Origin of the sequence: Bradyrhizobium sp. STM 3562 (assembly GCF_045571435.1) — a bacterium.
In the GTDB taxonomy this organism is placed as follows: domain Bacteria; phylum Pseudomonadota; class Alphaproteobacteria; order Rhizobiales; family Xanthobacteraceae; genus Bradyrhizobium.
In genome coordinates, this window is sequence record NZ_CP120694.1 from 7,039,495 (window position 1) to 7,054,330 (window position 14,836).

Below are 14,836 nucleotides of genomic sequence, written 5' to 3' on the forward strand. Positions count from 1 at the left end.
GCGTTCGGATTCGGGGCAGCAGGCATGAGCGAACAGGCTCTCAAGCCGATCGAGATCGGCCTGACCGCGGCAATCGTCGCCATGGAGGACAGTGAGCCGCTGATCCTGACCGCGTCCGGTCAGGATGATGGCAAGCTGACCGGCCTGCCCTTCGGTCCCTTCGATGCGGTCGCGCACCGCACCTTCGAGATCGGCTTGCGCGCGTGGGTCGAAGAACAAACCGGCTTGCGTCTCGGCTATGTCGAGCAGCTCTACACCTTCGGTGACCGCGGCCGCCACGCGCAGGCTGCCGATACCGACGCCCATGTCGTCTCGATCGGCTATCTGGCGCTGACCCGCAAGGTCGCGGAGAGCGCCACGCCCGCGCCGCGGGCAAGCTTCGAGCCGTGGTATCGCTTCTTCCCCTGGGAGGATTGGCGCCAGGCCCGCCCCGACATCATCGAACGCCACATTCTTCCCGAACTGACGGCGTGGGCCGGTCAAAGCGAGCAGCCGGAAACCGCGCGCGCGCTGGCGCGCAAGGACCGCGTCAAACTCTATTTCGGCACCGAAGGCGCGAATTGGGACGAGGAGCGCGTGCTCGACCGCTATGAGCTGCTTTACGAGGCGGGCCTCGTCGAGGAAGCGCGCCGCGACGGACGTCCCGCGGCGCTGGCGCGGCCGGCGTTACCGCCGCTCGGTGTCGCCATGCGCTTCGACCACCGGCGGATCCTGGCGACCGCGATCGCGCGGCTACGCGCGAAGCTGAAATATCGGCCGGTGGTGTTTGAACTCATGCCGGGCGAATTCACCCTGACTGACCTGCAGCGCACCGTGGAGGCGATCTCGGGGCGGCATCTGCATAAGCAGAATTTCCGCAGGCTGGTGGAGAGCGGCGCCCTGGTCGAACCGACCGGCGTGATGTCGACCCAAACGGGAGGGCGGCCCGCCGCGCTGTTTCGCTTCCGCCGCGAGGTGCTGCAGGAGCGCCCTGCTCCGGGCCTCCGGGTGCGCGGCCGGCGTTGACGAAAGACGAGCGGATGATCAATGCGCCGGAAAGACGATCAGTTATCAGCGGATGCGTGGCGCCTTACGCGCCGCGCGCCACATCCAGAAACTCACTGGATTCGAGTCACTCAGTCGAGCGGCGCAGCTCGGGCGCGGGGTCCGGCTTTGCGGGTTCGGCCTTCTCGGATTTGACCGGCTCGAGCTTGGCGCTCTCGACCTGCGGCGTCTCCACCCGTGCCGCGACTTCTGCCCGCGGAGCATTGGCAGAGCCCGTCTGCTCCGCACGACGCGAGCGCGGCCGCGCGACCGCCCGCGCCATCAGCATCTGGTGCCCGCCCTCGTGGTGGAAATCGCAATACGCGAAGCTCATGCCGGCAACCGACCCGCGGAAGCTGACCTCGTCCTTCTTATCGAGATTGAAGCAGGGCTCGAACGGCAGGCCGCGCAATGACGCGCATACCGATTGGCCGCGAATCTGCAGGGTATTGCCGGGCAGCCGGACATGCCGGATCGGACCGGAGCCGGAGAACTGCACGGCGCCTGCCGCGCCCATGTCATCGAGAATGCGTCCGGCACCGCGGGTGCCGTCAACGCAGGTGAAGGCGAAGACCTTGCCGGCAACGAATTTGCGGGCCTCGTCGGCGGTCATCATCCCAGCGAGCGCAGGTGCAAACATGGCGCCGGCGGTGACGGTGCCCAACAGGATACGCGCAAGCATGCTGCAACTCCAACTTAACTCAGCGCGAGCAAGTCTGCCTTCTTTACCCGCTGCTTACCATACTAACCGTGGCAACATTGGAGCAGCTTGGTTGGTAAAGTCTGAACGTCCTCAGACAATTTTTACCACGATGCGCCCGCGAACCTGGCCAGCAAGGATTTTCGATCCCATCCCGATGACTTGGTCCAAGCCGATTTCATGAGTGATTTCAGAGAGTTTTGCCCGATCCAAATCGCGCGCCAGGCGCTCCCAGGCATTTTTTCGCAAAGCAAGCGGGCACATCACGGAATCGATGCCGAGAAGGCACACCCCGCGCAAAATAAACGGCGCGACCGATGACGGCAGGTCCATGCCCCCGGCAAGGCCACATGCCGCAATGGCCCCGCCATATTTGGTCATGGACAGAAGGTTGGCGAGCGTGGTCGAACCGACGCTGTCCACCCCACCCGCCCAACGCTCCTTGCCCAGCGGCTTGGCAGGAGCTGACAACTCGTTGCGGTCGATCACCTCGGCCGCACCGAGGGCCTTGAGATAGTCGCCTTCGGACATCCGCCCGGTCGAAGCGATGACATGATAGCCGAGCTTGGCGAGCACCGCCGTCGCGACCGAACCGACGCCGCCCGCCGCGCCCGTGACCACCACCGGACCGGCTTGCGGCGACAGCCCGTGCTTTTCCAGCGCCAACACCGCGAGCATGGCAGTGAACCCGGCGGTGCCGATCGCCATGGCCTCCCGCGCCGACAGCCCATCTGGCAAACGCACCAGCCAGTCGCCCTTGACCCGTGCCTTTTCCGCATAGGCCCCGAGGTGGGTCTCACCCATCCCCCAGCCGGTGCAAACGACCTTGTCACCCGGCTTCCAGTTGGGGTGGGAGGACTGCGCGACAGTTCCGGCGAAATCGATGCCCGCGATCATGGGAAAGCGCCGCACCACCGGCGCCTTGCCGGTGACGGCAAGGCCGTCCTTGTAGTTCAAGGTCGACCATTCGACAGCGACGGCGATGTCGCCATCCATCAATTCGGCTTCGTCGAATTGCGTGAGCGCGGCGGTGGTGCCTTTGTCGGCCTTGTCGATCCTGATCGCCTTGAACGTTGCCACGGCAAAACTCCCTAAAACGTCTGCTTGCCGGGGTTTTAGCCCATCAGGCCGGTTGCGCAATGGCTCGAGGCACCGGCTTTTCGACGATCGGCAGGTTGATCAGCGCGGAGAGCACGCCGAACAGCACCGACAGACACCAAACGGGGGTGTAGGAACCGAAACCTTCGAACACCACGCCGCCGAGCCAGACGCCGAGAAATCCGCCAACCTGGTGACTGACGAAAGCAAAGCCGTAGAGCGTCGAGAACCAACGTGTGCCGAACATCAGCGCCACCAGCGCGGAGGTCGGCGGCACCGTGGACAGCCACATGAGGCCGCTGATCGCGCCGAACAGGATGGCGGATATGGGCGTGACCGGAAACGAGATGAAGGCAACCGTCGCCAGCGCGCGCACGAAGTAGATGGCGGACAGGATGTAACGCTTGGGCAGGCGATTCTGCAGCCAGCCGGCGCCGAGAGAGCCGATGATGTTGAACAGTCCGATCGCCGCGATGACCCAGCCACCGGTCTGCGCGGTGATGCCGCGATCGGCAAGGTAAGCCGGCAGGTGCACGGTGATGAAAGCAAGCTGAAAGCCGCAGGTGAAGAAGCCGAGCACCAGCAGCACGTAGGAGCGGTGGCCGAACGCTTCCACGAGCGCCGTCTGGAACGATTGCTGGTCCCCAGCGCCGGCTCTCGCGGGGAGCGCCGGCGGCGTTGCAATCGCAAGCGACAGCGGAATGATCAGCAGCATCAGGCCCGCGAACACCATCAGCGCCGTCTGCCAGCCGAAGTTGTCGATCAGCGCCACGCCGAACGGCGCGAAGAGGAATTGTCCAAACGACCCAGCCGCGGTGCCTGCGCCAAGCGCGAGCCCGCGTCGCTCGGGCGACAGCAATTTGCTGAACGCTGACAGCACCAGATTGAAGGAGCAACCGGCCAAGCCAAAGCCGATCAGCACGCCCGCGCCGATATCCAGTGAGAAAGGCGTGGCCGCGTAACGCATCAGCACCAGCCCACCGGCATAAAGCAGGGCGCCGACGATCATCACCCTGAGCACGCCAAAGCGGTCGGCAATCGCACCGGCCAGCGGCTGACCGAGGCCCCACAGCAGGTTCTGCACGGCGAGCGCGAGGCCGAACACGTCGCGGCCCCAAGCGTATTCCTGCCCCATCGGCTTGATGAAGAAGCCGGCGCTGGAGCGCGGGCCGAAGCTCAACAAGGCGATGGCGCAGCCGCAGATGATGATGACGGGCGGCGTGCGCCAACCGGCACGACCGGGAGCCGGCGAAAGATCAGTCGTCGACATGCAGTTTCCCCTACTCCGTCCTTTGGCGGCTCTCCGGAATCGGCGACCCCGGAGGTCTCCAAGGATTAATGCATCTGCATGAAAAGCCAACCGTCATCTAAAAGGAATTTCATTGCGCAGGGCTGCCCTGCAAAGCGCACCGGTCTGTTACGCTGAATTGATCATGCGCGGATCTGGCGCGATGCGGAGGCCCGTGCTATATTCGTTTTGCTCATCTTGAGGATAACAGCTATCCTTCGAGTGCTGAGGTTCCGCGACGCTGCGGCGCTCCAGCTAAACCGAGACCAGGAAACGATGACCGGCCCGGCTAAGGCCGGGTTTCTCAGCGCCAATATATACTCAAATTGAGTATATTCGCTGGGAGGGCAACGTGAACAGGGAGGCTGACATGCCGATCGCCGGAATTTACGGACCCGAAGATTTCGCCACTGAGCGGACGCAGGTGGCAACGCTGCCGCCGCGGACCGCGACCAGTTCGCCCCCTCGCGCACTGCCCGCACCGGCATTGGAATGGAACAGCGACGTCGAGCGTGCCACGGCGCCTCTGTATGAGCGGGTCAAGCACGTCATTCCGCCGATCGAGTGGCCGTTCATGGCCCCCTACGTCAAGGCGATCAACGAACTGAAGGGCGAACGCGACGCGGTGATCCTCGCGCATAATTACCAGACGCCGGAGATCTTCCACTGCGTCGCCGATATCGTCGGCGATTCTCTGCAGCTTGCCATCGAGGCCACCAAGGTAAGGGCCTCGACCATCATACAATGCGGCGTCCACTTCATGGCGGAGACGTCGAAGATCCTGAACCCGGACAAGACGGTGCTGATCCCGGATTCGCGCGCCGGCTGCTCGCTGGCCGCGAGCCTGACCGCGGCCGACGTGCGGCTGCTGCGCGAACGTTTCCCGGGCGTGCCCGTGGTTGCCTATGTCAACACCTCGGCCGAGGTGAAGGCGGAGGTCGACATCTGCTGCACGTCCTCGAACGCGGTGCAGGTGGTTGAGAGCCTGAACGCTCCGACGGTGATCTTCCTGCCCGACCAATATCTGGCGAAATACGTCGCCTCGAAAACCGACGTGAAGATCATCGCCTGGAAGGGCGCCTGCGAAGTGCACGAACGCTTTACCGGCGATGAGCTGCGCGCCTATCGCCAAGCCGATCCGACCGTTCAGATCATCGCCCATCCGGAATGCCCGCCGGATGTGCTCGCAGAAGCCGATTTCACCGGGTCGACCGCGCATATGATCAACTGGGTGCGCAACAAGCATCCCAAGCGACTGGTGATGATCACCGAATGCTCCATGGCCGACAATGTGCGCGCGGAGCTGCCCGGCATCGAAATGGTGCAGCCGTGCAACCTGTGTCCGCACATGAAACGGATCACGCTCGCCAATATTTTGGAGAGCCTGGTCCACCTGCGCGAGGAAGTCACCGTCGATCCTGTGATCGCGGAGCGCGCGCGACGTTCGGTCGAGCGAATGATCAATCTGAAGAACTAGCTCCGTCGTCCCGACCGAGCCAACGGGTCCCACGCGAATGCGCGGTCCGATGCCAGGCTCCCCGCGAGCCGGGGCGAGGAGAGACAACCACGAAACGACGCCGGCTTTGGTTATGGGGCTGGCGTTCGCCAGGACGCAAGGTGACAGGCATGAGCAACTCAATTCAGAATCTGAAAAGCGCAACCGACATCGTCATCATCGGTGGAGGTCTCGCAGGCCTGTTTTGCGCACTAAAACTGGCGCCGCGACCGGTCACGTTGATTTCGGCGGCGCCACTCGGGAGAGGCGCCTCGACGGCCTGGGCGCAAGGCGGCATCGCTGCCGCGCTTGCCGAGAACGATAGCGCCGAAGCACATGCCGCTGACACGATTGCGGCGGGCGCCGGGCTTGTCGATGAGAGGATCGCTCTCGGCCTCACCCGCGAAGCGGCCGACAGAATCGACGACCTGCTCCGCTACGGCGTTCCGTTCGATCGCGACCTCGAAGGCCGGCTGGCGCTTGGCCGCGAGGCGGCGCATTCAGCGCGACGCATCGTGCATGTGCGCGGCGACATGGCCGGACAAGCCATTATCGCTGCACTGACGGACGCGGTGCGCAACACGCCATCGATCCGCGTGGTGGAAGGCTTTGTGGCCGAGGCGCTGCTAGCCGAGGACAACGCGGTGACGGGACTGCAATTGCGAAAGCGCGGCGACGACATGGCGAGCCCGGAAACGATCGCAGCTCGCGCGCTGGTGATCGCGACCGGTGGCATCGGCCACCTCTACGCAGTCACCACTAATCCGCAGGAGGCAAGCGGTCTTGGCGTTGCGATCGCCGCGCGCGCCGGCGCCGTCATCGCCGATCCCGAATTTGTCCAGTTTCATCCCACAGCAATCATGGTCGGTCGCGATCCGGCGCCGCTTGCGACCGAAGCCCTGCGCGGCGAAGGCGCGACCTTGATCAACGACAAAGGCGAGCGCTTCATGCGAGCGGCTCACCCACTCGCCGAGCTCGCGCCGCGCGACATCGTCGCTCGCCGCGTGTTCGCGGAGATCGTCGCTGGCCGCGGTGCATTTCTCGATGCCCGCGCGGCGCTGGGCGATCGCTTCGCGGACAAATTCCCCACCGTTTACGCAAGCTGCATGGCGGCCGGCATCGATCCGGCGAGGCAGCCGATACCGGTCGCGCCCGCCGCGCATTATCACATGGGCGGGATTGCCGTTGATGCACGCGGCCGCAGCTCGATTGAAGGACTCTGGGCCGCCGGCGAAGTGTCGTCGACCGGCGCGCATGGCGCCAACCGATTGGCCTCCAATTCCCTGCTCGAGGCGATCGTGTTCGCCGCGCGCATCGCCGAGGACATTGCAGGCCGCATCGCCTCGTCGACGAGGCGGCCGACGACCGAACAACCCACCCCGCGCAACTGCGCTTTGCCGGCGAAAGCCGTGCACGACCTACGCGCCATGATGACGTCGCATGTCGGCGTGATCCGCGATCGCGAACATCTTGCGGAAGCCGTGCGCGCCTTCGCCGCGCTCGAACGCGACACGGGCAATGTCGTCTTACGCAACATGGCGACAACGGCGCTCATGGTTGCGGCCTCCGCCTTCAACCGCCGCGAAAGCCGCGGCGCACATTACCGGGACGACTATCCGGCGCCAAGCAAGGCATTGGCCCGCCGTACGATGACAACGTTGACGCAAGCGCGGGAGATCGCGCGAGCGCTCGACGAAAGCGCGCAAGACGCCGTGCAGCCGATGATGGCCTGAGGAGGACTACGTGACGACACCCGCTTCGCTTCCGCATTCGGACGCATTTCTCTCGCAGCTCGCGATCGACGAAGCCGTCGTGCGTGCGCTCGACGAAGATCTTGGCCGCGCCGGCGATGTCACATCGATCGCCACCATACCCGAAGCCACCAAGGCCCAAGCCGTTATGGTGGCGCGGCAGCCGGGCGTCATCGCCGGCCTGCCGCTCGCGGTCGCGGTATTCCAAAAGCTTTCGAGCGAGGTTCGCGTGCAGGCCCATGTCCGCGATGGCGCGTCCGTTGCCGCTGGTACGCATGTACTGACCATTTCGGGACCGGCGCGCGCGGTGCTCACCGGCGAGCGCACCGCGCTCAATTTTGTCGGCCGCCTCTCCGGCATCGCCACGCTGACGGCCGACTACGTGCGTCGCACTGCGGGCACCAAGCTGCGCATCTGCTGCACGCGCAAGACCACGCCTGGCCTGCGCGCGCTGGAAAAATACGCCGTGCGCTGCGGCGGCGGCTTCAACCACCGCTTCGGCCTCGATGATGCGATCCTGGTCAAGGACAACCACATTGCTGTCGCTGGCGGCATCAGGCCGGTGTTGGAGCGTGCCCGCGCCCACGCCGGCCATCTCGTCAAGATCGAGATCGAGGTCGACACGCTCAAGCAATTGCGCGAGGTCTTGGAGACCCGGCTCGCCGACGCGGTGCTGCTCGACAACATGGATATCGCAACGCTCACCGAAGCAGTGCGGATGGCGGAAGGTCGCGTGGTTCTCGAAGCCTCCGGCGGAGTCACGCTCGATTCGATTGCACAGATCGCGGCAACAGGCGTGGATTATGTTTCTTCCGGCGCACTGACGCATTCCGCGGCGAATTTCGATATCGCGCTGGATATCGAGGCGTGAATGGCTACCCCGTCAGCCCGAGGCGCTCGCGCAGGCGAGCCTCGAAGGATGAACGGCCCCGCTGCGAGAGCCGGGCCGTCGCCCTTCGAGACGGCGCTACGCGCCTCCTCAAGGTGACGGAGAGAAACCGAAGCGGCCGGCAGCGGTACACAACGATTGCCCCTTATCGCCGCACCGAGTTCGGGTACATCTCGGCCTCGCTCTTCGCCTCTTCGGCGAGCTCCGCCGAGATCGCGGCGGTCTGCTGCGGCGTGCCCCAGCTCGGCGCATCGCTGCCGTCGCCCCAGGCTTTCGGCCGGTAGAACGTGTGCACGCCGAATTTGTACATCCGCTTCATCTCGGCCACCCAGGACGGATGCACATAATAGGCGTGGTAATGGGTCGACTTGCCGACTTCGGGCAACCAGATCAGGCCGTCCAGCATCGCCTTGGCGATCTTCTTCGCGCGCTCCCACATGTCGGGCTCGCGGATGACGTCGGGATATCTGTCGCAGGCGAAGGTGAACTGACAGGCGTAGTGCCGGTACTTGTTCTGATAGACCACGCCGCAGACCGTGGTCGGATAGTAGCCGGAGAAGGTGCGGTTCATCACCACTTGCGCCACCGCGATCTGGCCACGCACGGCTTCGGCCCGAGCCTCGAAATAGACGGCTTCCGCCAAGCACTTTTCCGCCTTTGCACGCGACTTCGGGTCAAACAGGCCGAGGCGCTCGGCCGGCGTCTTGGTGCGCTGATTATCGGCGTTCACCTCGCCCTTCGGGGCGATGCTTTCGCCGCTCTCGGTTTCCTTGGCGGCATCACCGGAAAGCGGCAGCGAAGCCGTCACCTTCAGATCGGGATCGGGCTGTACGCTGGGGCTGACGATCAGCGGCTCTTCGCCGGGCTGCCAGCGCTCGATATTCTCGTAGGAGCCGCCGAGCGAGGCAGTACCGAAATAAAGGCTCGCAGTGTTGACGTTGAAACCATCGTCCCGCGAAGGCGCAGGTTCAGCCGGAAGGATCTCCGGAGCCTTCTTCAGATCGTCCAGTGGGTGCGCTTCCAAGGACAGCGAGATGTCGTATTGCGACAAGGGCGGCGCGTTCAGCGCCTCCTGCAGTTCCGGGTCGAGTCCCCCGGACGCTGCTGACGGGAGCGCGGCGGTCTTGGCGCCGGCGATCGAAAAATTGGGCGTCGGGGGATTTTCAGACGCGGGCGGGTTCTCGGCGGGAGCTGCCTGCTCCGCCGGAGCAGGCGGCGTCACCACGAGACGGTCGCCCTTCAAAGTCCGATCGACCTTGGGAAAATCGGAAGGCTGATAGCGCGGCGGCGTCTGCAAAACCGGATTGCGCGTCACCGCTCCTGTCAGACCGTCGTGATCGAAGCTCGCCAGCAGCAAAGCAGCGCTCCGCGGCGCGGATGTGCCGATCGGCCGCGCGAAACTGTAAGTGGCAAGCTGGATCGACGCGGCCGCAGAAAACACCCGCTTCTGCCAGCGCTCGGCGACGCCAGGCTGGCGCGCCAAAAGCGAAGCGATGTCCTGATAGCCGATTTCGTTCGGCACCATTGCAAAGATGCAAAGGCCGAGACCGAAGGACGCGAACCGCACGCCCTTCGGCCGGTTACGCACGACTGACATTGATACGCTCACGCAACGCTTACACACGTCAGGAACCGAACGCAGTACATCCGTGCAATTCGGCCGTTTGCGGTAGTAACTAATTTAGGTTGCTGGGGCGTTAATCGGCGTGGCGTCCGCGACACACGCAAGCAAACGCGCGCCTCTGCGCGCTGATCTCGACACCGTTGGTAAATGGCCGCTGGATGCGACTGGTAAAGATCGCGTCAAGAAATATGGTTAGGGAACTGTGACCCGTGTGACTACGGGTGGCTTCAACAACGCTTGTTGTTGAGCACGTCATTCCGGTGCGTCGCGTCAGCGACGAACCCGGAATCTCGAGATTCCGGGTTCGATGCTTCGCATTGCCCCGGAATGACAGTTGTGAACGGCTATGCAGTGCCTATGCTTCGCCCTAACTCAGCTCACGCCGTGCTGGAGACCGTCTTCCCGTTCGCCGCTTGCGCGGCGGCGAGCCGCGCGATCGGCACGCGATAGGGCGAGCACGAAACGTAGTCGAGACCGGACTCGTGGCAGAACGCCACCGAGGCCGGATCGCCGCCATGCTCGCCGCAGATGCCGACCTTCAGGTTGGGCCGCGTCTTGCGGCCCCGCGCGACACCGATCTTGACGAGCTCCCCGACGCCGTCGCGGTCGAGCGAGATGAAAGGATCGACCTCGAGAATGCCCTTGGCGATGTAGGTGCCGAGGAAGCTCGCCGCGTCGTCGCGGCTGATGCCATACGTCGTCTGCGTCAGGTCATTGGTGCCGAAGGAGAAGAACTCCGCCGAATTCGCGATATCGGCGGCCATTAGCGCCGCTCGCGGCAGCTCGATCATGGTGCCGACCTGGTAGGCGAGCGTTGCCCCGGTCTCACGCATGACGGCTTGTGCGGTCGAATCGATCCGCGCTTTGACCAGATCGAGTTCGGCCTTGGTCGCGATGAGCGGCACCATGACCTCGAGCCCGACCGCCTTGCCGGTGCGCTTTCCGGCCTCGACCGCCGCCTCGAAGATGGCGCGCGCCTGCATCTCGGCGATCTCAGGATAAGCGATCGCCAGACGGCAACCGCGGAAGCCGAGCATCGGGTTGAACTCCGACAGCTCGCGCACCCGATCGGACAGCCGCCGCGGGTCGGTGTTCATCGCGCGCGCAACTTCCTCGATCTCGGCATGGGTGTGTGGCAGGAATTCGTGCAGCGGCGGATCGAGCAGGCGGATGGTGACCGGCAGGCCCTTCATGATCTCGAACAGCTCGACGAAGTCGGCCCGCTGCATCGGCAACAGCTTCGAGAGCGCCGCACGCCGCGCCTGCTCCTCTTCGGCGAGGATCATCTCACGCACGGTGCGGATGCGCGTCTCCTCGAAGAACATGTGCTCGGTGCGGCAAAGCCCGATTCCTTCCGCGCCGAACTTGATCGCGGTGCGCGCGTCATCGGGGGTGTCGGCGTTGACGCGCACGCCGATCTTGCGCACCTCGTCCGCCCAGCCCATCAACGTGCCGAACTCGCCCGACAGCTCCGGTTCGATCATCGGCATGCGGCCGGCCAGCACCTGGCCGAGTGAGCCGTCGATGGTGATGACATCACCGGTCTTGAAGGTGCGCGAGCCGATGCTCATGGTGCCGCGACCGTAGTCGACGCGGATGTTGCCGCAGCCGGAAACGCAGGGCTTGCCCATGCCGCGCGCGACCACCGCCGCATGCGAGGTCATGCCGCCGCGCGTCGTCAGGATGCCTTCGGCGGCGTGCATGCCGTGAATATCTTCGGGGCTGGTCTCGATACGAACCAGGATGACCTTGCGGCCGTCGGCCTGGAGCTTGGCGGCTTCATCGGAGGAGAACACGATTTCGCCGGATGCCGCTCCGGGCGAGGCCGGAAGACCCGTGCAGATCACATCGCGCTTGGCGGCGGGATCAATGGTCGGGTGCAGGAGCTGATCGAGCGAGGCGGGGTCGATGCGCGACACGGCATCCTTTTTCGTGATCAGGCCTTCATTGGCGAGTTCGACCGCGATCTTCAGCGCCGCCTTGGCCGTGCGCTTGCCGTTTCGGGTCTGCAGCATCCACAGCTTGCCGCGCTCGACCGTGAACTCCATGTCCTGCATGTCACGGTAGTGCTTCTCCAGCAGCGTATAGATGCGCGTCAGCTCCTTGAAGGCATCGGGCATCGCGACTTCCATCGAGGGCTTGTCGGAGCCGGATTCTCTTCGCGCGTCCTCGGTGATCTCCTGCGGCGTGCGGATGCCCGCGACCACGTCTTCGCCTTGCGCGTTGATCAGGAACTCGCCATAGAGCTTGCTCTCGCCGGTCGAGGGGTTGCGCGTGAAGGCAACGCCGGTCGCCGACGTCTCGCCCATATTGCCGAACACCATCGCCTGCACGTTGACGGCAGTGCCCCAGGACTCCGGAATGTTGTGCAACTTGCGGTACGTCACCGCGCGCGCATTCATCCAGGATGAAAACACCGCGCCGATTGCGCCCCAGAGCTGGTCGTGCGGATCCTGCGGGAATTCCTTGCCCGTCTCGCGCGCTACCGCCTCCTTGTAGCGGCCGACCAGTTCGACCCAGTCTTCCGCCGAGAGATCGGTGTCGAGAGAATAGCCCTGGCTGTCCTTAAAGGTGTCGAGGATGTCCTCGAAATGATGATGCTCGAAGCCGAGCACCACGTCGGAATACATCGTGATGAAACGGCGATAGCTGTCATAGGCGAAGCGGCGATCGCCCGACATCGCCGCTAGCGCCTCGACGGTCTGATCGTTGAGACCGAGATTGAGCACGGTATCCATCATGCCCGGCATCGAGGCGCGGGCGCCCGAGCGCACCGAGACGAGCAGCGGATTGTTGGGATCGCCAAACTTCTTGCCGGTGAGCTTGCCGACATGATCCAGCGCTTTTTCGACCTGTGCCTTCAGCTCCTTCGGATAGGTCTTGTCGTGCTCGTAGAAGTACGTGCAGACCGAGGTCGGAATGGTGAAGCCGGGCGGGACCGGCAAGCCGAGATTGGCCATTTCGGCGAGGTTTGCGCCCTTGCCGCCCAAGAGGTCGCGCATCTCCGCACGCCCCTCGGCCTTGCCGTCACCAAAGGTATAGACCCACTTGCCGGGCTTCGCGGCTGAGACCGCGGGCGCTGCCTTCTTCGGCGCAGGCGTGGCGGCCTTTTTGGAAGCCGGCGCCGGCTTCTTGACCGCTGCGGGCTTTTTCAGCGCTGGTACGGGTTTTTTCAGCGCCTGCGCGGGTTTGGCCGCAGCCTTTTTCAGAGCCTTGCGCGCCGGCGCCGCGGATTTGGCCCGGGCTGGCGTGGATGGCTTTGATTTCGCAGCGATTTTCTTCGATCTCGCGAGGGCTTTGGCCATGGCTTGCTACGATCCGGGATGATGGACGGGATGAACGAGAGGTTGCGCGCGTTACAACATTTTGGGCCGGCCGGCGCAAGCCGGCGGGTTCCGGTTTTTGCCCGCTAGAGGTGCAGCCACCGCAACAGGCCGAGTCCGATCAGGCCGACGAAGATGAGGTAGATGGCTACAATGAAGTTGAGGAGCCGCGGCATGATGAGGATCAAAATGCCTGCGATCAAAGCCACGATGGCAGGCACATGCGCAGCGGTGATGACCATTTGAATTGTCTCCGGATGATGCGGGAAAACGAATCGGGGAGAGCATCTTAGCGGTGCGGGTTCCGAAATAGGAGACGCCGACGCCGCTCATCGGGTTCCGTTGATCTTCTATATTGCTGAAAATTGTTGCGCGTAAGACGCGGTGTTCCGCGGAACGATACCGCGCGAGACGCATTGGCGCGAGTGGCATACCGGCGCAAGCCGGTCGATACTTTCGAAGTTGGAGTCGCCCCCATGCGGAACAACATCCTTGCCATCGTCGCTCTCGCGGCCGCGGCCAATGCGCCGATCCTGGCGCACGCGCAAACCGTGGGCGTGGCGCCCGGCACAAGCGTGATCGTGGAGGACGCCCCCGGTATCGCGGCGGAATCCTATCCGGCCTTTCGTGAATACGTCATCGGCGAGCGAATTCCGAATCACACAATTCCCGGCACCATCGCTGTTGGCACCGTGCTGCCCGACGATGGCGTCACTTTTTACGATGTCCCGCCGTCATTTGTGGCGACACCTTATCGTTACACCGTCGTGAACGGCGAGACCGTCCTGGTTGAGCCGCGCACGCGGCGTATCGTTCAAGTCATTGAGTGATGTCATCGAATGTTTCCGGTCGAACAGAACATCACCAAATTGTCCGGATAGCCGCAGCGGCGCCGGACAAGAAGGCCCTGCCCGGTTCCCCCCGCCGGGTGGGGTTCTTTTTGCGCAGCTAAAGCGCGATGGGATTAGGTTGAATCGCCATCGCGCTTTCGCTTCTTGTTTGAGCATGATCTTTCCGGAAAACCGCCTCACACTTTTCCGGACCATGCTCTAGCCCGCTTTCCGCGCGACGAGGCGGTGAATGGTCTTTCCCGACGAAGCACTGACCACCTCTTCGTCGAGCAGCAGCATTGCTTTGGTCAAGGCGCTGCGTACCAGCTCAGTATCGAAAGCCGCATAGAGCCGGCCATGACCATCGCGCAAATCGGCGCCTTCGGTCACGCGCCAGCTCAGATAAAGAATGCCATTCGGCTTGACGATATCGAGCAAGCGGCAAACGGACGGCGCAATCCGTGCAGGCTCGAGATGCATGATGACCGTCTCGCAGAGCACATTGTCGTAAGTGTTGGCCGCAATGCCTTGGAGCTCCGGCAGCTCGGCATGGCCGAATTTGAGCTGCGGATAGCGATCCTGCGCCTGTCGCAGCAGGCCGTCGGATGCATCAAAACCCTCGGCAGCAAAACCGTTGACGGTGAGCCAGGCAACCTCGCGGCCGCTGCCGCAGCCGATATCGCAGGTCTTGCCGCCCCGGATGAAGAAGCGCGCGACGATCTCGTGCAGATCGGTCGGAGCCGACTGCTCATGCCAATCCTTCGCGAAGGCGGCGGCGTCGTGATCGTAGGCCGCGAGAGTCGCAGGGTCCATGA

General features: G+C 63.9%; 12 protein-coding genes. 5 read left to right on the plus strand and 7 right to left on the minus strand.

Going from position 1 to position 14,836, the window contains the following annotated elements:
• Positions 1-24: 24 nt before the first annotated feature.
• Positions 25-1,005 carry an NUDIX hydrolase gene (locus P6U23_RS32475; RefSeq protein WP_407176421.1) on the plus strand — a complete coding sequence of 327 codons (981 nt, stop codon included), beginning with the start codon at positions 25-27 and terminating at the stop codon, positions 1,003-1,005.
• 106 nt (positions 1,006-1,111) lie between these two features.
• On the opposite strand, the gene P6U23_RS32480 is transcribed toward P6U23_RS32475, so the two are convergent.
• From P6U23_RS32480 to P6U23_RS32490, 3 genes are all read right to left on the minus strand, one after another.
• Entirely contained in the window at positions 1,112-1,705 is a 594-nt protein-coding gene (locus tag P6U23_RS32480) for a hypothetical protein (protein WP_407176422.1), read from the minus strand.
• Positions 1,706-1,816: 111 nt separating this feature from the next.
• Positions 1,817-2,803, minus strand: coding sequence for an MDR family oxidoreductase (locus tag P6U23_RS32485; protein WP_407181659.1), 987 nt, complete (start codon positions 2,801-2,803; stop codon positions 1,817-1,819).
• Between the two features lie 43 nt (positions 2,804-2,846).
• A complete protein-coding gene (locus P6U23_RS32490) occupies positions 2,847-4,091 on the minus strand; it encodes an MFS transporter (RefSeq protein ID WP_407176423.1) in 1,245 nt (414 codons plus the stop codon).
• Between the two features lie 388 nt (positions 4,092-4,479).
• On the opposite strand from P6U23_RS32490, the gene nadA reads away from it, so the two are divergent.
• The 3 genes from nadA (at position 4,480) to nadC (ending at position 8,226) form a co-directional block, all read left to right on the plus strand.
• Complete coding sequence (gene nadA / locus P6U23_RS32495) at positions 4,480-5,586, plus strand: quinolinate synthase NadA (protein ID WP_407181660.1); 1,107 nt, start codon at positions 4,480-4,482, stop codon at positions 5,584-5,586.
• A 149-nt stretch (positions 5,587-5,735) separates the two neighbouring features.
• Positions 5,736-7,337: an L-aspartate oxidase gene (locus P6U23_RS32500; protein WP_407176424.1), complete on the plus strand. Its 1,602-nt coding sequence runs from the start codon at positions 5,736-5,738 to the stop codon at positions 7,335-7,337.
• 10 nt (positions 7,338-7,347) lie between these two features.
• Complete coding sequence (gene nadC, locus P6U23_RS32505) at positions 7,348-8,226, plus strand: carboxylating nicotinate-nucleotide diphosphorylase (protein WP_407176425.1); 879 nt, start codon at positions 7,348-7,350, stop codon at positions 8,224-8,226.
• Between the two features lie 163 nt (positions 8,227-8,389).
• On the opposite strand, the gene P6U23_RS32510 is transcribed toward nadC, so the two are convergent.
• From P6U23_RS32510 to P6U23_RS32520, 3 genes are all read right to left on the minus strand, one after another.
• Positions 8,390-9,841, minus strand: coding sequence for a cell wall hydrolase (locus P6U23_RS32510; protein WP_407176426.1), 1,452 nt, complete (start codon positions 9,839-9,841; stop codon positions 8,390-8,392).
• 404 nt (positions 9,842-10,245) lie between these two features.
• Positions 10,246-13,173 (minus strand): pyruvate, phosphate dikinase, encoded by a 2,928-nt coding sequence (gene ppdK, locus P6U23_RS32515; RefSeq protein WP_407176427.1) that lies wholly within the window; start codon positions 13,171-13,173, stop codon positions 10,246-10,248.
• Positions 13,174-13,277: 104 nt separating this feature from the next.
• Positions 13,278-13,433: a DUF3096 domain-containing protein gene (locus P6U23_RS32520; protein WP_407176428.1), complete on the minus strand. Its 156-nt coding sequence runs from the start codon at positions 13,431-13,433 to the stop codon at positions 13,278-13,280.
• Between the two features lie 234 nt (positions 13,434-13,667).
• On the opposite strand from P6U23_RS32520, the gene P6U23_RS32525 reads away from it, so the two are divergent.
• Positions 13,668-14,021 carry a DUF1236 domain-containing protein gene (locus tag P6U23_RS32525; RefSeq protein ID WP_407176429.1) on the plus strand — a complete coding sequence of 118 codons (354 nt, stop codon included), beginning with the start codon at positions 13,668-13,670 and terminating at the stop codon, positions 14,019-14,021.
• A gap of 219 nt (positions 14,022-14,240) precedes the next feature.
• Here P6U23_RS32525 and P6U23_RS32530 read toward each other — a convergent pair whose 3' ends face one another.
• Entirely contained in the window at positions 14,241-14,834 is a 594-nt protein-coding gene (locus P6U23_RS32530; RefSeq protein WP_407176430.1) for a class I SAM-dependent methyltransferase, read from the minus strand.
• Positions 14,835-14,836: the final 2 nt, after the last annotated feature.

Bases quoted from the DNA above. Each gene is read 5' to 3' on its own strand.
- P6U23_RS32500 (WP_407176424.1), top strand. From the start codon at position 5,736: ATGAGCAACTCAATTCAGAATCTGAAAAGCGCAACCGACATCGTCATC.
- P6U23_RS32475 (WP_407176421.1), top strand. From the start codon at position 25: ATGAGCGAACAGGCTCTCAAGCCGATCGAGATCGGCCTGACCGCGGCA.
- P6U23_RS32510 (WP_407176426.1), bottom strand. From the start codon at position 9,841: ATGTCAGTCGTGCGTAACCGGCCGAAGGGCGTGCGGTTCGCGTCCTTC.
- nadA (WP_407181660.1), top strand. From the start codon at position 4,480: ATGCCGATCGCCGGAATTTACGGACCCGAAGATTTCGCCACTGAGCGG.
- P6U23_RS32520 (WP_407176428.1), bottom strand. From the start codon at position 13,433: ATGGTCATCACCGCTGCGCATGTGCCTGCCATCGTGGCTTTGATCGCA.
- P6U23_RS32490 (WP_407176423.1), bottom strand. From the start codon at position 4,091: ATGTCGACGACTGATCTTTCGCCGGCTCCCGGTCGTGCCGGTTGGCGC.
- P6U23_RS32530 (WP_407176430.1), bottom strand. From the start codon at position 14,834: ATGGACCCTGCGACTCTCGCGGCCTACGATCACGACGCCGCCGCCTTC.
- ppdK (WP_407176427.1), bottom strand. From the start codon at position 13,173: ATGGCCAAAGCCCTCGCGAGATCGAAGAAAATCGCTGCGAAATCAAAG.
- P6U23_RS32525 (WP_407176429.1), top strand. From the start codon at position 13,668: ATGCGGAACAACATCCTTGCCATCGTCGCTCTCGCGGCCGCGGCCAAT.
- P6U23_RS32480 (WP_407176422.1), bottom strand. From the start codon at position 1,705: ATGCTTGCGCGTATCCTGTTGGGCACCGTCACCGCCGGCGCCATGTTT.